The 16,923-nt window shown below is 60.4% G+C and carries 13 protein-coding genes and 1 pseudogene; 9 read left to right on the forward strand and 5 right to left on the reverse strand.

Annotation, left to right across the window (positions count from 1 at the left end):
- Positions 1–94: 94 nt before the first annotated feature.
- The 3 genes and pseudogenes from AC07OT_RS13825 to AC07OT_RS13835 all read left to right on the forward strand — a co-directional run.
- Positions 95–1,357: pseudogene (locus tag AC07OT_RS13825) on the forward strand (cache domain-containing protein); the annotation flags it as partial.
- Between the two features lie 111 nt (positions 1,358–1,468).
- The gene (locus tag AC07OT_RS13830) at positions 1,469–2,257 is read left to right on the forward strand and encodes a methyl-accepting chemotaxis protein (protein WP_495108378.1); all 789 of its coding nucleotides are present in this window, start codon (positions 1,469–1,471) and stop codon (positions 2,255–2,257) included.
- Between the two features lie 149 nt (positions 2,258–2,406).
- Positions 2,407–3,846 carry an ArnT family glycosyltransferase gene (locus tag AC07OT_RS13835; protein ID WP_495108308.1) on the forward strand — a complete coding sequence of 480 codons (1,440 nt, stop codon included), beginning with the start codon at positions 2,407–2,409 and terminating at the stop codon, positions 3,844–3,846.
- Between the two features lie 15 nt (positions 3,847–3,861).
- Here the strand turns inward: AC07OT_RS13835 and AC07OT_RS13840 are convergent, their stop codons facing one another.
- Positions 3,862–4,350 carry a TIGR00645 family protein gene (locus AC07OT_RS13840; RefSeq protein WP_016976786.1) on the reverse strand — a complete coding sequence of 163 codons (489 nt, stop codon included), beginning with the start codon at positions 4,348–4,350 and terminating at the stop codon, positions 3,862–3,864.
- Positions 4,351–4,513: 163 nt separating this feature from the next.
- Between AC07OT_RS13840 and AC07OT_RS13845 the strand changes: the two genes are divergently transcribed.
- Positions 4,514–6,337, forward strand: a complete 1,824-nt coding sequence (locus tag AC07OT_RS13845; RefSeq protein ID WP_495108309.1) for a hypothetical protein — start codon at positions 4,514–4,516, stop codon at positions 6,335–6,337.
- Between the two features lie 6 nt (positions 6,338–6,343).
- Here the strand turns inward: AC07OT_RS13845 and AC07OT_RS13850 are convergent, their stop codons facing one another.
- Together AC07OT_RS13850 and AC07OT_RS13855 are read right to left on the reverse strand one after the other, a co-directional pair.
- Positions 6,344–6,661 carry a PA4575 family protein gene (locus AC07OT_RS13850; protein ID WP_027605329.1) on the reverse strand — a complete coding sequence of 106 codons (318 nt, stop codon included), beginning with the start codon at positions 6,659–6,661 and terminating at the stop codon, positions 6,344–6,346.
- A gap of 297 nt (positions 6,662–6,958) precedes the next feature.
- Positions 6,959–9,397, reverse strand: a complete 2,439-nt coding sequence (locus AC07OT_RS13855; RefSeq protein WP_065938302.1) for a Lon protease family protein — start codon at positions 9,395–9,397, stop codon at positions 6,959–6,961.
- Between the two features lie 267 nt (positions 9,398–9,664).
- Between AC07OT_RS13855 and AC07OT_RS13860 the strand changes: the two genes are divergently transcribed.
- The 5 genes from AC07OT_RS13860 (at position 9,665) to AC07OT_RS13880 (ending at position 13,524) form a co-directional block, all read left to right on the forward strand.
- Positions 9,665–10,153: a DUF3015 domain-containing protein gene (locus tag AC07OT_RS13860; protein WP_027605327.1), complete on the forward strand. Its 489-nt coding sequence runs from the start codon at positions 9,665–9,667 to the stop codon at positions 10,151–10,153.
- 91 nt (positions 10,154–10,244) lie between these two features.
- On the forward strand, positions 10,245–12,098 hold the full coding sequence (locus AC07OT_RS13865) for an Lnb N-terminal periplasmic domain-containing protein (RefSeq protein ID WP_405126414.1): 1,854 nt from the start codon (positions 10,245–10,247) through the stop codon (positions 12,096–12,098).
- Between the two features lie 48 nt (positions 12,099–12,146).
- Complete coding sequence (locus AC07OT_RS13870) at positions 12,147–12,452, forward strand: chorismate mutase (RefSeq protein ID WP_495102429.1); 306 nt, start codon at positions 12,147–12,149, stop codon at positions 12,450–12,452.
- A gap of 147 nt (positions 12,453–12,599) precedes the next feature.
- On the forward strand, positions 12,600–12,956 hold the full coding sequence (locus AC07OT_RS13875) for a hypothetical protein (RefSeq protein WP_065938304.1): 357 nt from the start codon (positions 12,600–12,602) through the stop codon (positions 12,954–12,956).
- Between the two features lie 70 nt (positions 12,957–13,026).
- Positions 13,027–13,524 carry a GreA/GreB family elongation factor gene (locus AC07OT_RS13880; RefSeq protein WP_495102427.1) on the forward strand — a complete coding sequence of 166 codons (498 nt, stop codon included), beginning with the start codon at positions 13,027–13,029 and terminating at the stop codon, positions 13,522–13,524.
- On the opposite strand, the gene gdhA is transcribed toward AC07OT_RS13880, so the two are convergent.
- On the reverse strand, positions 13,521–14,858 hold the full coding sequence (gene gdhA, locus AC07OT_RS13885; RefSeq protein WP_495108310.1) for an NADP-specific glutamate dehydrogenase: 1,338 nt from the start codon (positions 14,856–14,858) through the stop codon (positions 13,521–13,523). The genes AC07OT_RS13880 and gdhA overlap by 4 nt on opposite strands.
- A gap of 297 nt (positions 14,859–15,155) precedes the next feature.
- A complete protein-coding gene (gene ettA / locus AC07OT_RS13890; protein ID WP_495108311.1) occupies positions 15,156–16,820 on the reverse strand; it encodes an energy-dependent translational throttle protein EttA in 1,665 nt (554 codons plus the stop codon).
- Positions 16,821–16,923 lie beyond the last annotated feature (103 nt).

A 16,923-nucleotide genomic window follows, 5' to 3' on the forward strand; every position in this document is an offset into this window, starting at 1 on the left:
AGCCAATGATAGAACACTATGCCTTGCGCCAAGAAAGTACCGGAATGTCGACATTCGATGATGTTGGCAACTATTAGCATGGGCAGGAAACATCATGAAATTCAACTCATTGCAGACTCGAATCTGTTTCACGGCCGGGCTCTGCCTGTTTATCTCTTGCGCGAGCCTGGTGTTATATGGCCTGTATTCCTCGAATGCCAACCAGGCTTTTGTAGGTGCTGAAGTTTCAACCCTGATTGAAAGCGCCACTATCCGCGAAGTGCAAAACCTGGCTGAGGCGCGTGCCAATGCCATCCAGGCAAAACTGCAAAACGCCTTGGATTCGGCACGCACAATGGCCAATACCCTGGGAGCGAGTAAAAGTGCCCAGAGCCCGCTGACCCTGGGCCGCGAGCAGATCAATGCGATGCTGCTCAGCGTGCTCAAGGACAACCCTGACTTCAACGGCACCTATTCATGCTGGGAGCCGGATGCGCTGGACGGCCAGGATCAAGCCTTTCGTATCAATGAGAGCGGTAACAACCCGCTGACGGGCCGCTTCACGCCTTACTGGACACGCAGTTCAGACGGCCATATCGCCGTGCAACCGCTGGTTGAGTACGATTCCGATGCCCGCCACCCCAACGGTGTGTTGAAGGGCGGCTGGTATTCCGGCCCGCGGGACACCCAGAAAGAAAGCGTGCTCGACCCGCTTCCCTACGTGGTGCAGGGCAAAAATGTATGGCTGACCACGCTGTCGGTACCGATCATCGCCAATGGCAAGTTCTACGGCGTGGTCGGTGCAGACTTCGACATTTCGTTTATCCAGAAACTCAGCGAGCAAATGTCCGCCGACCTGTATGGCGGCAAAGGCTCGGTGTCGATCCTGAGCAATCAAGGGTTGGTGGTGGCCGACAGTAAACGCCCGGAACTCATCGGCCAGTCACTGAAAGCCTTGCTGCCCGGCACGTGGGAAAAAGTGTTGGCCAATGTGCAGAAGGGCCAGGGAGACAGCCGGCTCAACCCGGACTCCCAGGAAATCGAAGTGCAGATGCCGATCAACCTGGGGCGCACCGGCAAGCCTTGGGCGATCGTGATCCATCTGCCCAAGGCGGTGGTCATGAGCCAGGCCATGGCCCTGGAGCAGGAACTGCAGTCACGCGGTGTCAAAAGCAGCATCTGGCAGGTCTCGGTCGGCGTCGGCATCTCCTTGCTGGCATTGCTGGCGCTGTGGTTGGCCACGGCAAAAATCGTCGGTCCGATTCGTGAAGCCGCGGCCCTGGCCGCCAACATCAGCCTGGGGGATTTCTCGCGTCGGCTGGTGCAAAAATCTGAAGATGAAGTGGGCCAATTGTCCTTTGCCTTGAACGATATGTCGGAAAGCCTGCAACGCCAGGTGCGCGTAGCCGAGCGAATTTCCGAGGGGGACCTGGATCTGGAAGTGCGCCTGTCCTCGCCCAATGACACCCTGGGCAAGTCGTTGGAAAAAATGGTCGGCAACCTGAACACCTTGATTTCCCAGGTGCAGGCCAGCGCCACGCAAATCACCGGCAGTTCCGCGCAGGTCACCGAGTTGAGCCAGTCGCTGTCCGACGGCGCGTCCAACTCTGCATCGTCCATCACTGAAATCAGTGCGGTGATGACCCAGATGGCAGCGCAAACCACCGACAACGCCGCCAATGCGAAAAAGGCCGATGAGCAATCCCAGACCTCCCGCGCCGACGCCGGGGAAAGCGATAAGTTGATGAGTGAATTGATCGCGGCCATGGCGGAGATCGACAACTCGGGCAAAGACATCACGGCCATTATCACCACCATCGACAACATCGCCGCTCAAACCAACCTGCTGGCGCTGAACGCGGCCATCGAGGCCGCGCGTGCCGGCGAACTGGGCCGTGGCTTTGCGGTGGTCGCCGATGAGGTCAGGAGCCTCGCCGCCCGCAGCGCCGAAGCCGCCCAGCAAACCGCCGCGCTGATTGCCGACTCCTCGACCAAGACCCAGCGCGGCATGATCATCGCCGGCCGCACAGCCGACTCGTTGAGAAATATCGTCAGCGGCACCAGCACGGTGTCCAGCCTGGTGTCGTTGATCTACCAAGCCTCCAGTGAACAGGCTTCCGGCCTGCAGCAGGCGAGCATCGGCCTGGAGCAGATCGACGAAGTCACCCAGCAGAATCAGGTCAACTCCCAACAATGCGCGGTGGCGGCCAAGAACCTCTCGGAACGAGCCAACGCCATGCAACAGGGCCTGAGCCGCTTCAAAGTCAAAGCCTCGTAATGCCTCACGCAAAGCCAGGGGGTACATCAACCTCCTGGCCCAGCGATATAAACCCACTCCCATTCATGAAATATTAAGAATCGTCTCCCTATACTCACCGATTGCGAGCCGTTCCCCCGAACGGCCTTCTGCCTCGGTAGCCAGACTCCATGACGCGCCCCGCCCCCCTGCTGCTCCTGCTTGCTGCTCTGTTGTTTTTCTTTGCCCTGGGTAACCACGAACTGCAAGGCTCCACCGAGGCCCGCGTCGCGGGGATCGCCATGGCCATGCACCTGGACAATGACTGGGTCGTGCCGCAACTGTTTCGTGAACCCTTCCTGGAAAAACCGCCCTTGAGCCTGTGGCTGGACGCCGGAGCGATTCGCCTGTTCGGCGGCACGCCTGGGGCGGTCCGTCTGGCCTCGGCATTTGCCGGTCTGTTCAGCGTGATGCTGTTCTATGGAATGCTGCGCCGGTTCGGGCGCCCGAAAACATTGGCCTTCAGTGCGGCGCTGATCCTGGCGACCATGGCCAGCTACTGGAGCAATGTGCGCGGCGTGGGTGAAGACTCACTGCTCAGCCTCGGCGTGACCACCGCACTGCTGGCGTTCTACCAGGCAATGCGGCCTGAGTCCGAGCGCCAAGGCTCCACGACCTGGGCCTGGGCGCTGTTTACCGCCGGCATGGTGATCGCCACCTTGAGCAAAGGCGTACTGGGCCTGGCGATGCCGGGCATCGTGATCTTTGTGTACCTGGCCAGCACCAGCCTGATGGACAAGCGCCTGCGCCTCGCCGACTGGCTCAAGCCGGCGCTGTTCACCCTGTTGGCATTGGTGCCGCTGATGATCTGGTTGTGCTTCCTGTTCCAGCGCGGCGGGATGCAGGCCGTGGGCGAAGTGCTGTGGACCAACAGCGTCGGGCGCTTCAGCGGCTCGTTCGTGGAGGCCGGGCATTACGAACCGTTCTATTACTACATCGCCAAGCTGCCCGAGGCCTTCCTGCCGTGGAACATCCTGGTGTACCTGGGGCTGTGGCATTTCCGTAAAAGCCTGGTGCGCAACCGTTACCACCTGTTCTTCAGCGTGTGGCTGGTGGCGCAGTTCACCCTGCTGACGCTGGCCTCAAGCAAGCGCACGGTTTACCTGATGGCCCTGACACCGGCCGCCGCTGTACTGGCTGCGGAATATGTGCGGGTGCTGCTGAAATGGCTGAAGGATCACAAGCCGGCGTTGTACGCCTATCACCGCCGCGTGATTGGCGGCGTTTTCACCCTGGCAGTGGCTTGCTACCTGATCGCTGCTTTCTGGTTCGCGCCCAAAGCCGACGTGCGCCAGTCGTTCGTGCCGTTGATCAGTCAGATCCAGGCACTGCAAGCCGAAGGCAAGGAGGTGGTGTTGTTTCAGCCCAATGAGCGGATCGCCGGCGCCAGCGTGTTCTACACCCAGGCCTACCTCCCGATCCTGCAGACCGAAGCCGAGCTTCAGCGCTTTTTGACCGCCAAGCCCGGCAACGTTGCGCTGCTGGACCATACCAACGACTTGACCACCAAGGTCACAGTGATCAAGGAGATGGCCATCAACCGCCAGCCCTACTACTTCATCGAGCAGTAAGGCCAGCGCGGGGCATCAGTGCTTGGTGACCTTGTCCAGGTAACCCATGGCGAACGCCGAGATCACGAAGGTCATGTGAATGATCACGTACCACATCAGGTGTTGCGGATCGACGTTCTTGGCGTCCATGAAGATGCGCAGCAAATGGATGGAGGAAATCGCCACGATGGAGGCCGCCACTTTCATCTTCAGCGATGAAGAGTCCATGGTGCCCAGCCAATTGAGCTTTTCCTTGCTTTCATCGATGTCCAGCTGCGAGACGAAGTTCTCGTAGCCGGAAATCATCACCATCACCAGCAAGCCGCCGACCAGGGCCATGTCGATCAACGACAGCAGCACCAGGATCAGCTCGGACTCGGCCATCGAGAACACGCTCGGCAGCAGGTGAATCACTTCCTGGAAGAATTTCAGCGCCAGCGCCAGCAACCCGAGGGACAGGCCGAAATAGATAGGCGCCAGCAGCCAGCGCGAGGCGTACATAGCATTTTCGATAAAGCGTTCCATTGGATCTCACACAGCATGGCTAGAAATGGCGGCGAGTATACCAGCCGCTATAAGACACCTGTAACCACGAGAAAACTGACCTGGGCGGCATCTGTAAGAGAATTTTTCTGCTAGTGTCGAGCCCAATAACTCGGCTCGATGACGTCGGACAGGAAAAACTCAGATGATGGATGTGCGATCCCCTTTGGCCAGCGTTGGCCTGTGCGCCGCCTTGTTGCTGGCCGGCGGCTGTTCCCCAAGCGATGAGCAGAAACAGGCCACCCTCGAAGAGAAAACCGCGAAGTTCGAGCAGTCCCTCGACAGCATCCAGGATCCGAAACTGCGCGACGCCATTGCCGACCTCGGCGGCTCGCTGCTGCTGCTGGAACGGGCGCGGGTCAAGCTCGCCACCAAGCCCATCGAGGCCGAATACGGCGAGGACACCCTCGCGCTGCTCAAGCACTACCCCACGCCGCAAGGGCTGGTGGACACCTACATCAATGGCTTGTTCGTACTGCGCAAAGCCTCACATTCCGACTACCTGACCGATCTGCAGCCGGTCTTCCCGTTCAACTTCAATGTGCCGGACCAGTTCCCCTTCCCCCACGGCCTGGAATGGCAGTCCGTCACCTTGAGCAACAACAAGGTCGTGCCGTTCCAGCCGGAATGGTCGGAAACCGATCCCGGCATCCAGTTGAGCCCCAGCAGCTCCAACCTGACCAACCCGGATGACCTGACGGTCACCTATCCGTTCATCGATGGCATCGAGACGGAAAACAAAAGCCAGCCGCAACCCGTTCGCCTCAAAGGCGCAGTGGAAGTGATCGCACCGGGCAAAGTGCTGACCTTCGACTTGTCGAAAAAGGACGTCGGCCACAAACGCACCGAAGGCAATATCACCGTCAACCTGCTGCTCCTGGAAAAGAACTACGCCGAAATCGAACTGACCAACAGCCAACCACTGGCACCCGAAGTGGGTGACGAATCGCCCAACCCCTTGCTGGTACAGGCGCAGGACAGCACCGGGCAATTCCTCACACGCTCGGGTTCGATCAACGAAAGCAGCGCGCAAGTCGAGTTCTACCAGAAGCAGTTGGCCGAGATGCAAAAACAGAAGGCCTGGTCCGAGGCATTTGAAAAGCAACTGCTCGATGAGCAGAAAGCCTTCGAGCACAAGCAGAGCAGCCATTACGCCAAGGTCTATTTCAATGGCCTGATCGACACCCTGCAGATCAATGTGCTGGATTTCTCCACGGCCACGGTCACCCGCAAGGACCTCGACCTGCCGGTCCTGCGCTTCGACAAGAACAGCCTGGAAAAAACCGTACAAGCCTTGCCCATGCCGGTCACCGTGTACGACGACGGCGCCGCCAGCTGGCTCAAGGACGCTTCGTTGACCGAGGAGCAACTGAAGAACAGCGTCACCATCAGCCAGTCCGTCGAAGACGCCAGCGCCGCCCATATCGTGTTCGACCACCCATTCACCTTCAATGACGACCTGGTGGGCAGCGAGCGCAACAGCAGCGAATCACCGGTGACGTTCTTCACTGCCGATGAGAAAGGTGAACGCGGCGAGCCCATCGAATTGCCGACCGAGGCGTATGAATTGAACCCGGCCCGCGGCACCCTCACCTACGATCTCAACCTGTTCCCGGAAAACCCGGCGTTTGTGGTGGGTTCGATCCCGCTGTTCCTGGCGACTATCGAGAAAGGCGACATCGATGCGGCCAAGCTGCCCAAGGGTTTATCACTCAAGGACAACGCACTGATCGTCGACCAAAAGGAGTTCCCCGCCGACAGCTGGCGCTTCTACGCCAAGGACGCCAGCGGCAACTACCTCAAGGAAATCCTCGGCGTCAGCCATCGCGCCGAGGAATACGGCACGGCCTTGTTTGACGTGCATTACTTCTACGGCCAGCCGACAGCACTGGAAAGCTACCAGCGCACCGACCTCAGTACCGTGCAATACGGCTTTGAGGTCAAGCTGGACAAAACCGAGAGCAAATAACCGCGCCTACAGCGCCAGTTGCTCATGGCTGCCATTGAGCTGCCGCAGATGGGCCTGCATGTGCAGGCACCAGATCTGCGGGTCACCCGCCAGCTCATAGCCATGCAGGGTCAGGCTGTCGACGATCGATTGCAGCATGCTTTCTGCCACGAAGGGCCCATGAAACGGGCCCTGGGACTTGATTGTGGAAGGCTGCTCACCCGTCATTCCGGCGGCAAACAACAAGGTCCACATCCCGTTATCCCCCGCGAGCGGGCGAACGGAACATTCGATTCGGGTAACCAGGCCGAAGCACTGGCGGGTAAGGCAAAGGTTGCGCGGCATGGCGGCGACCCTCGGTAGATCGGTGTTCAGCCTCAACCTATGGCGAGGCTGTTTCTATCCAGCGACTCCTGTGGATATCCCTAAGGCTCAGAATAGAATAAAAACATGACAAACCAAGGCTGTAGGGACCAACGGACGTTGGCCCCTCGGAAGGACGTCAATTTAGTGACGTAACCAGATCCAAATGTGTGGGGGCTTGCTCCCGATGCCGTGTGTCAGTCGACATCTACATGACTGACCTATCGCAATCGGGAGCAAGCCCCCTTCCACATGTTTGATCCGGCCTGGCCTCAGAACTCAGGTGGGCTTGGCTTCGGCCAGCGCCTGCTGCGCCAGCTCCTTCTCCGCTTCCTTCAGGTCTTCCTCGCTGATCATCTCGGCAATCGCGCGCAAGCGCTCGACCACGCGGGCATTGACCGTGCCTTCCGGGAACTGCCCCTCGGCGTCCGGCTCACCGGCATCCTCGCCCACCAGCAGGCTCAATGCCTCGTCGGCCTGACGCACCGCATAGATGTGGAATTGCCCGGCGCGCACGGCCTGCAACACCTTTTCATCCAGCATCAACGTGGCCACGTTGGCCTGGGGAATGATCGCCCCTTGCTCGCCGGTCAAACCGCGGGCTTCGCACAGGCGGAAGAAGCCTTCGATCTTCTCGTTGACCCCGCCCACAGCCTGCACTTCACCAAACTGGTTGATCGAACCGGTGATCGCAAAGCACTGCTTGAGCGGCGTCTTCGACAAGGCCGAGATCAAGGTACAGGCCTCGCCCAGGGACGCGCTGTCACCATCCACGTAACCGTAGGACTGCTCCAGCGCGATACTCGCCGAGATCGCCAGCGGAAATTCCTGGGCATAGCGGCTGCCCAGGTAACCGGTGAGGATCATCACGCCTTTGGAGTGAATCGGCTGTCCAAGGTTAACTTCACGCTCGATGTCGACGATTCCGCTGCCGCCCGGGTACACCGTGGCGGAAATCCGCGCCGGCACCCCGAACGCCGAGTCGCCGACCTCCAGCACCGTCAGCCCGTTGCACTTGCCGACCGCCGCGCCGGCGGTGTCGATCAGGATCACCCCGGCGAGCATATCGTCGAGAATCCGCGCCGACACACGCCCGGTGCGCGTGGCCTTGGCCTTCAGCGCACGCTCGATATGGCCCGCATCGGTCATCTCATCGCCCGCCAGGTGCCGGATAAAGTCCGCTTCGCTGACCAGTTGGAACAAATCCCCAATACGCGCCGACAAACGGCCCTGGTGCTCCGCCAGCCGTGCGCTGTAGGTGGCCAGGCGCGCCACCGCGTCAGAGGTCAGCGGCGCCATGCCTTCTTCCGAAGTACGGGTCTTGAGCAACTGGGCGAACTGCTCCAGGCTCTCGTCCACCATCGGGATGTCTTCGTCGAAATCCACCAGCACCCGGAACATCTCCTGGAAGTCCGGATCGGCGTCCTGCAGCGCGTAATACAACTGGCGAGAACCGATGATGATGACCTTGACCTGCAACGGGATCATCTGCGGGTTAAGGGTCACGGTGGCCAGGCGGCCCAGTTCGCCCAGGGGCGATTCCATCTTCAGCTTGCGCGACTGCAGGGAACGCTTGAGGGCGTCCCACACAAACGGCTCGCTGAGCATCTTCTCGGCTTCAAGAATCAGAAAACCGCCGTTGGCACGGTGCAACGCACCTGGGCGTAACTGGCGATAGGTGGTGTACAGCGCACCCTGGTCGGTGCTGTATTCGATACGGCCGAACAGGTTGTCGTAGGTCGGGTGCGGTTCAAACACCACCGGCGCGCCACCGTTGACCGCATGGCCCACCACCAGGCTCGGGCAGTATTGCTCTTCGAGCAGCTTGCGGGCCTGGGCGTCGGTCTTGGCGTCGTCCACCAGTTGCTCGACCACGGTTTTCAGCAGGTACACCTGCATGGCCTGCAGGTAACCGCAGACACCGGCGTTTTCGGCGTACTTTTCCGACAGCGGTGCGAGCAAAGGCTGCAAGGCCAGGGTGATGGTTTCTTCGTTGAACTGACGCAGTTGGTTATTGGACTCGCGCTTCCACTGAGGCAGGCTGGCCAATTCCTCGTTGAGGCGTTCTTCCAGCTCGGAAATATCCGTGTGGAAACGCTCGCGATCCACTTCCGGCAGCTGGGAGAACTCGGCCTCATCCAGGGCCTTGCCGTCGAGCATCGGGGTGAAGGCGATATTTGAGCTGTCGCGGTACAGCGCCACGTCCTTTTCCAGGGCCAGGCGCTCGATCACGTCCAGGGCCTTGTCATAGCGCTGGTTGAAGGCGCGGTCGATGGCACTCTTGCGCTGCTGATAAGTCGGGTGTTCGAACACCGCCGGGAAGGTCGCGACGAGGTTGTCGACCAGGCCATTGATATCGGCAATGAACGCCGCCGCACCGCCGCCTGGCAATTCCAGGGCGCGGGGTTCGCGAGGTTCGTCAAAATTGTTCACATAGACCCAATCCGCCGGGGTCTGCAGGCGCTTGCCCTCGGCTTTCAGGTAGCGTTTGACGAACGAAAAGCGGCCGGTGCCCGGCTCGCCCATGACAAATACGTTGTAACCGGGGCGCGGCATGGCCACACCGAACTGCAACGCTTCAACCGCACGTTCCTGGCCAAGCACACCGCGAAAGGGCTCCAAATCATTGGTGGTCGAGAAGCTGAACTGTTCAGCGGAGAAAGGGCGAGTCAGCGCTTCGGGCGCTAGACGCAAGCTGGCAGCAACAGGATCAGGCATCGGGCTTCCTTACATCAGGCGGGGCAGATGACGGCATTCTGGCTCCCTGTTGCGCGCTCTGGCAAGGCGCGCCGTTGGGAAACCCTGGACACGGGAGGCACCCTGCAAAAAAATCGCGACATTGCCGCTTGTTTTATAAAAACACACGGAACCCTTGGAACGTGCCTAAACTCCAAACTGCGCGGGTTGGACTAATAACCGATCCCTAGGGCGCTATGAAGTGCCTGAACCCTTGTCCATTGGTTTGCACACAAAGAGAACAAAGCTATGAAACGGATCCTTCTCGGTACTCTCTTCACCGTCGTCTCCCTCAATGCAATGGCTGAAGCACCAGGTGGCCCGAACTGCGGTTGGGGCAACATGTTGTTCGAAGGCCAGCGCGGTACTCCAGCTCACTTCCTGGCTTCCACCACCAACGGTACTTCGGGTAACGCCACCTTCGGCATGACCTCGGGCACCAACGGTTGCAGCACCAACAGCGCGCTGACCTACGGCGGCAAGTCCTGGATTGCCATGAATGGCATGATGAACGAGCTGTCCGAAGACATGGCCAAGGGTAATGGCGAAGCACTGACCACCTACGCCGTGGTACTGGGCGTTGCTCCGGAAGATCGCGAGCACTTCGCTGCCGTGGCTCACGAACACTTCCAGCAAATCTTCAGCAAGGCCGATGTGACCGCTGAAGACGTGCACAACAACACCCTGGCTGTACTGAAAGGCGATGCCCGTCTGGCGAAATACGCTACCCAGGCTTAAGCTCGTCCTGCCCGCGCCTACCCAGGCGCGGGTTTTATTTTTGGACCCGCCTCTCCTTGGGTCTCTCTAATTTCCGACTTAAGTTGCCCCTATGCTCAAACGCTTTGCCTGGATGGCACTCTTTGCCTGCGCCCCGCTGTACGCGGCACCGCATCTTGATGATCAACGTTTGCAGCAACTGGCCAATGATCCGTTCTGGCTTTCTCTGGGCCATTACGAAGCCGGCAAAGTCAGTGGCTGGCGCAGCTATGTCAGTGAAAAGAAATTCTTCCTCGCCGCCGATGGCGCCCACCACCCGGATGCAGAACTCAAGGCCACCGTTGAAGCGCTTTACGCTCCGGCCAGCCTGGGTGAAAAACACGCCCAATGCGTTTACCCCGCACGTACCCGCTGGCTCAAGGATCAGTTGCACCTCACTGACCTGCCCGCCGTGGACTGCAAGGAATTCAAGCAATGGTTCAAGGACGTCGCGCCCCATAGCGCGGTGATGATCTTCCCGGCGGCCTACCTCAACAGCCCGTCGTCGATGTTCGGTCACACCCTGCTGCGTATCGACCAGGCCGACGTGCAGAGCAACAAGACTGCGCTGCTCAGCTACGCGATCAACTTCGGCGCCTATATCGAAGGCTCGGACAACAGCATCCTGTACGCCTGGAAAGGCCTGATGGGCGGCTACCCCGGCCTGTTCGCCCTGGTGCCCTACCAGGAAAAACTCTCCGAATACCGCAGCCTCGAAAACCGCGACTTGTGGGAATACCGCCTCAACCTCACCCAGGTCGAGACCGAGCGCATGGTCGAGCACGTGTGGGAGCTCAAGCAGATCCAGTTCGACTACTTCTTCTTCGATGAAAACTGCTCCTATCGCCTGCTGGAACTGCTGCAAGTGGCCCGGCCCGGCCTGCGCCTGACCGAGCAATTCCCGCTCACCGCGATCCCCACCGACACGGTCAAGGCCGTGAAGGACGCGGGCCTGGTGGAAAAGATCGACTACCGTCCCTCCCGCGAGCGCGAGTTGCTGGAGCGTGCCAAGCCGCTCGACAGCGACGAACAGCAATGGGTACTGAAAGTCAGCGACGACCAGCAGCAATTGCAGGCGCCAGCCTTCAAAGCATTGCCTCGCGACCGCCAGGCGCTGATCATCGACGCCGCCTACCGCCTGGGCCGCTACCGTGCCAATGGCCTCGAGCGCGACACCGCGCGCTCCCAACGCAGCTTCGAACTGCTGCGCGCGATCAACCAGAACCCCGCGCCCGACCTGACGATCACACCCCCCGGCCTGCCCGAAAACGGCCATGAATCGCGCACCTGGCAAGCCGGCCTCGGCACCCGTGGCGACAAGGCCTTCGGCGAATACGGCCTGCGCATGGCCTACCACGACCTAAACGACAACGCCGAAGGCTTCCCCCTCGGCGCCCAGATCGAAATCCTGCAGATGAAACTGCGCCAGTACGAAGGCAACCACTGGCAACTGCAGCAACTGGATCTGGCCACCATCCGCTCCCTGACCCCGCGCAACGCCTTGCTGCAGCCGTGGTCCTGGCAAGTTACCGGCGGCCTGGAGCGGGTACCCGGTAAACACGACGACGAAACCCTGGTCGCCCACGTCAACGGCGGCGCCGGCGGCACCTGGCAACTGCGCGACGACATGCTCGGCTTCGCCCTCGGCACCGTGCGCGTGGAACACAACAACGACTTCAACGAAGCCATCTCCCCCGCGGCCGGGTTCAATACCGGCGTGCTATGGAAAAACCCCCTGGGCAACTTGAGCCTGGAGGCTAAAGGGGACTTCTTCACCAATGGCGAGGTACGTCGTAGCCTCAGCCTGAACCAGCAGTGGGAACTGTCCCGCAACCTGGGCCTGCGCCTGAGTGCACAGCGCGAGTACAGCCACTTGTCGACGCCGGTGAATGAAGTGATGCTTGAGGTGAAGTGGTATCACTACTGACTAACACCTTTTGTCAGCATTGCCCGCACCATCAGGAGTTCATTCGACATGGCCGTTACCTGCACCACCCTTGAAGAAGTTCGAAACAACATCGACCGCCTCGACCAGCAAATCGTCACCCTGCTGGCCGAACGCGGCCGCTACGTCTCCCAGGCGGCACGCTTCAAAAAAGACACCGATGGCGTCAAGGCCCCGCAGCGGGTCGAGCAGGTGATCGCCAAGGTGCGGGATCTGGCGCAGACCGTGGGCGCCAACCCCGAGGTGACCGAGCAGGTCTATCGCGCAATGATCGAGGCGTTTATCCAGCAGGAATTGGCGGATCATGCGGCCCTGGCGACCAACCAGGCGACATAGGCCCTTGTGGTGAGGGCGCCAACGGCTTCGGCGCCCACCGCTCGATCTCATCGTACTCCACACCTTTCTCACACCCCTTTCACACCTCCCCGACAAATCCCTATCTAGACTTCTCCTATCAGCCGTGAAACGGCCAGGGAGCAAGCAATGTGGCGGTATGCAGTAATGCTGTGTGCGGTGGTATGGCTATCGGGTTGCCAGTCAACCCATCAGGAATTGCTGGCCCGGGGCTATCCGCCCGCCTTTGCCGACGGTTTTGACGATGGGTGCAGCAGCGGTCGCCAGGCGGCGGGGGTGATCACCGGGGTGTTTCGCAAAAACGTGCCGCGTTACCTGAAAGACCGGGTCTATGCCGAAGGCTGGGAGGATGGTTTTCGCCAGTGCAAGGCCATGCGTGAGAACGAGGAACTGCGCGACTACAAGGACAATCACTGGGATGATCGTGAACGCGCCTGGCAACAGGAGAAAAACCGGGATGCTGCGCGGGCCTATCGCTCGCAATAGGTCGCTTTCAGACATTCATCGAAACTAAAGCGCGGCGAACATGGCCCAAGCTCCATAGAGGGAGAACGTCATGAGCCGAGCTTTTGTAAATGAGGACAACGCCGCCGCCCAGGCCGATCAGCCGGTGGAGCGCCAGGTCAGTGAGCAGCCCAATCGCCTGACCGCGCAAGGGTTGGCGCAATTGCAGGCCAAGGTTGCGCAGCTACAGGTCGCGCACAGCGCCGAGTCCGCCAAGGGCGAACAGGCCGATAAGCAGCGCCAGGCCGACCTTGAGCGGGATTTGCGCTACTTCAACCAGCGCGTGCAGAGCGCCCAGGTGGTGGCGCCCGCTACGTCTACCGACAAGGTGCAGATCGGCAGCTGGGTGACGTTCGCCAATGAGCATGACGAGCAGCAGCGCATTCAATTGGTCGGGGAAGACCAGGCCGACGCCAGCGCCGGCCTGATCAACTGGGGCTCGCCCCTGGGCCGTGCCTTGCTGGGCGCCCAGGAGGGTGACGAGGTGCTGTGGAAGCGCCCCGTCGGCGACCAGTTGATCGAGGTGCTGCGCATCGAGGCCGAGGCTTAGACGATGCCCTGGGCCAGCATCGCGTCGGCAACCTTGACGAAGCCCGCAATGTTCGCGCCCTTCACGTAGTTGATCCGACCGTTCTCTTCACCGTAGTGCACACAGGCATGGTGGATCGACTGCATGATGTTGTGCAGCTTGCTGTCCACTTCACCGGCGGTCCACAACAGGCGCATGGCGTTCTGCGACATCTCCAGGCCGCTCACGGCGACGCCGCCGGCATTCGATGCCTTGCCCGGCGCAAACAGGGTGCCCGCCTCGATAAAGATATCCACAGCCTCAAGGGTGGTCGGCATGTTGGCGCCTTCGGCCACGCAGATGCAGCCGTTGCGCAGCAGCGTGCGGGCCGCTTCGGCGTCGAGTTCGTTCTGGGTAGCGCATGGCAGGGCAATGTCGCAGGCCAGCTCCCAAGGGGTCTTACCGGCGCGGAACTCCAGGCCGTAACGGCCGGCCAGTTCGCTGATGCGCCCGCGCTGCACGTTTTTCAGCTCCAGCAGCGCCGACCATTGTTCCTCGGTCAAGCCGCTTTCGGCGTAGAGCGTGCCTTCGGAGTCGGACAGGGAAATCACCTTGCCGCCCAGGTCCATGACCTTGCGCGCCGCGTATTGGGCGACGTTGCCGGAGCCGGAGACCGCCACGCGCTTGCCTTCCACTCGCAGACCGTCGCGCTTGAGCATTTCTTCGGCGAAGTACACACACCCGAACCCGGTGGCTTCCGGGCGGATCAGGCTGCCGCCGTAGGTCATGCCCTTGCCGGTGAGCACGGAGGTGAATTGGTTGCTCAGGCGCTTGTACTGGCCGAACAGGAAGCCAATTTCACGGGCGCCCACGCCGATGTCGCCGGCCGGCACGTCCACGTCTGCGCCAATATGGCGGTACAGTTCGCTCATGAACGCCTGGCAGAAGCGCATGACTTCGGCATCGCTCTTGCCTTTGGGATCAAAATCCGAGCCGCCCTTGCCGCCGCCCATGGGCAGCGAGGTCAGGGAATTCTTGAAGGTCTGCTCGAAGGCGAGGAACTTCAGCACCCCCAGGTTTACCGACGGATGGAAACGCAGGCCGCCCTTGTAGGGGCCGATGGCGCTGTTCATCTGGATACGAAAGCCGCGGTTGACCTGGACCTTGCCGTGATCATCCACCCACGACACCCGAAAGGTAATTGCACGCTCCGGCTCGCAGATACGCTCCAGAATGCCCGAAGCCAGGTAGTGGGGATTGGCTTCAAGAAACGGCCACAGGCTGCGTAGGACTTCTTCTACGGCCTGGTGGAATTCCGGCTGGTCAGGGTCGCGTTTTTTCCGGCGGGCAAGGAAGGATTCGACGGATTCGATCATGAGAAGTCTCGGCAAATTGATTGTTTTTAAATGAGATTGAGCCGGACTTTATCAATTCATGCCGCACCGCGACAGGGCAAAATGTCGCTTTTGTGAATTTAAATGGTGCATTTGATATAAATAAACCCCGGAAAAAGGGATTTATCGCACTTAAAAGGGGATTGCCAAGGCAGGTTATGCACCAGCAGGGAAAAAGCTATCGGGGGCAAGCCCCCTCCCACATTTGATCGGTGAGGGTCAGGAAAAATGTACAAAAAAAACGGAGCCCGAGGGCTCCGTTTTTTCACACCAGCCGGATCAGGCCAGTTTTTTGTGGCGCACACGGTGCGGCTGGGCAGCCACTTCGCCCAGGCGCTTTTTACGGTCCGCTTCGTACTCGGTGTAGTTGCCTTCGAAGAACACCGCTTGCGAGTCGTCTTCGTACGCCAGGATGTGGGTCGCGACGCGGTCAAGGAACCACCGATCGTGAGAGATCACAATGGCGGCGCCCGGGAAGTCCAGCAGGGCTTCTTCCAGGGAACGCAGGGTTTCAACGTCGAGGTCGTTGGACGGTTCGTCGAGCAGCAGGACGTTGCCGCCCTCTTTCAGGGTCAGGGCCAGGTGCAAGCGACCGCGCTCACCACCGGACAGGTCCTTGACGAACTTCTGCTGGTCGCCGCCCTTGAAGTTGAAACGTCCGACGTAGGTGCGCGACGGGATTTCATAGTTGCCGATGCGGATCTGGTCGGAACCGTCGGAAATTTGCTGGAACACAGTCTTGCTGCCGTCCAGGTCTTCGCGGCTCTGGTCCACACAGGCCAGTTGCACGGTTTCGCCGATTTCGATGCTGCCCGAATCCGGCGTTTCCTTGCCCATCAGCATGCGGAACAGGGTGGACTTACCCGCACCGTTACCACCAATGACGCCGACGATCGCGCCTTTTGGCATGGAGAACGACAGGTTGTCGATCAGCACGCGGTCGCCATAGCCTTTGCACACGTTCTTGAACTCGATGACCTTGTCACCCAGACGCGGGCCGGCCGGGATGTAGATCTCGTTGGTTTCGCTGCGCTTCTGGAATTCCTGCGACTGCATTTCTTCGAAGCGTTGCAGACGTGCCTTGGATTTGGACTGGCGAGCCTTGGCGCCTTTGCGCACCCACTCCAGTTCTTCCTTCATGGCTTTTTCGTGGGCCGATTGCTGCTTGGATTCGGCGGCCAGACGGTCGGACTTGGCTTCCAGCCAACCGGAGTAGTTGCCCTCGTAAGGGATACCGGCGCCACGGTCGAGCTCGAGGATCCAGCCGGCAACGTTGTCGAGGAAGTAGCGGTCGTGCGTGATCGCAACCACGGTGCCGGGGAAATCGTGCAGGAAGTGCTCCAGCCAGGCGACGGAGTCGGCGTCCAGGTGGTTGGTCGGTTCGTCGAGCAGCAGCATGTCGGGCGCCGACAGCAGCAGGCGGCACAGGGCCACGCGGCGTTTTTCACCACCGGACAGGAACTCGACCTTGGCGTCCCACGCCGGCAGGCGCAGTGCATCGGCGGCGACTTCCAGCTGGCGCTCCAGGTTGTGACCGTCGCCGGCCTGCAGAATGGCTTCGAGCTTGGCTTGTTCAGCGGCCAGCTTGTCGAAGTCGGCGTCCGGTTCGGCGTAGGCGGCGTAGACCTCGTCCAGGCGAGCCTGGGCGTCCTTGATCACGCTGACGGCTTCTTCGACCACTTCACGCACGGTCTTGGTCGGGTCCAGGATCGGCTCCTGGGGCAGGTAACCGATGTTCAGTTCCGGCATCGGGCGGGCTTCGCCTTCGAACTCGGTGTCGACGCCGGCCATGATTTTCAGCAGCGTGGACTTACCCGAACCGTTGAGGCCGAGCACGCCGATCTTGGCGCCGGGGAAGAAGGACAGCGAAATGTTTTTCAGGATTTCCCGCTTCGGAGGGACAACTTTTCCCAGCCGATGCATGGTGAAGACGTATTGAGCCATGGTGAACCTAGCGTCAGTGACTGATGAATTAAGCGGGCGAAGCCCGTGCCAGGCCATGCGCCGCGCGGGCCGTTGACTATCATCAATGCCAGCGAGCGGAAAA

The sequence above is a fragment of the Pseudomonas sp. GW821-FHT09C10 genome (assembly GCF_059418085.1).

What these genes read in the sequence shown, in the direction of transcription:
- AC07OT_RS13870 (WP_495102429.1), top strand. Translation starts at nt 12,147, where the DNA reads ATGGCCGTTACCTGCACCACCCTTGAAGAAGTTCGAAACAACATCGAC.
- gdhA (WP_495108310.1), bottom strand. Translation starts at nt 14,858, where the DNA reads ATGATCGAATCCGTCGAATCCTTCCTTGCCCGCCGGAAAAAACGCGAC.
- AC07OT_RS13850 (WP_027605329.1), bottom strand. Translation starts at nt 6,661, where the DNA reads ATGCCGCGCAACCTTTGCCTTACCCGCCAGTGCTTCGGCCTGGTTACC.
- AC07OT_RS13845 (WP_495108309.1), top strand. Translation starts at nt 4,514, where the DNA reads ATGATGGATGTGCGATCCCCTTTGGCCAGCGTTGGCCTGTGCGCCGCC.
- AC07OT_RS13835 (WP_495108308.1), top strand. Translation starts at nt 2,407, where the DNA reads ATGACGCGCCCCGCCCCCCTGCTGCTCCTGCTTGCTGCTCTGTTGTTT.
- AC07OT_RS13875 (WP_065938304.1), top strand. Translation starts at nt 12,600, where the DNA reads ATGTGGCGGTATGCAGTAATGCTGTGTGCGGTGGTATGGCTATCGGGT.
- ettA (WP_495108311.1), bottom strand. Translation starts at nt 16,820, where the DNA reads ATGGCTCAATACGTCTTCACCATGCATCGGCTGGGAAAAGTTGTCCCT.
- AC07OT_RS13860 (WP_027605327.1), top strand. Translation starts at nt 9,665, where the DNA reads ATGAAACGGATCCTTCTCGGTACTCTCTTCACCGTCGTCTCCCTCAAT.
- AC07OT_RS13855 (WP_065938302.1), bottom strand. Translation starts at nt 9,397, where the DNA reads ATGCCTGATCCTGTTGCTGCCAGCTTGCGTCTAGCGCCCGAAGCGCTG.
- AC07OT_RS13830 (WP_495108378.1), top strand. Translation starts at nt 1,469, where the DNA reads ATGGTCGGCAACCTGAACACCTTGATTTCCCAGGTGCAGGCCAGCGCC.
- AC07OT_RS13880 (WP_495102427.1), top strand. Translation starts at nt 13,027, where the DNA reads ATGAGCCGAGCTTTTGTAAATGAGGACAACGCCGCCGCCCAGGCCGAT.
- AC07OT_RS13865 (WP_405126414.1), top strand. Translation starts at nt 10,245, where the DNA reads ATGCTCAAACGCTTTGCCTGGATGGCACTCTTTGCCTGCGCCCCGCTG.
- AC07OT_RS13840 (WP_016976786.1), bottom strand. Translation starts at nt 4,350, where the DNA reads ATGGAACGCTTTATCGAAAATGCTATGTACGCCTCGCGCTGGCTGCTG.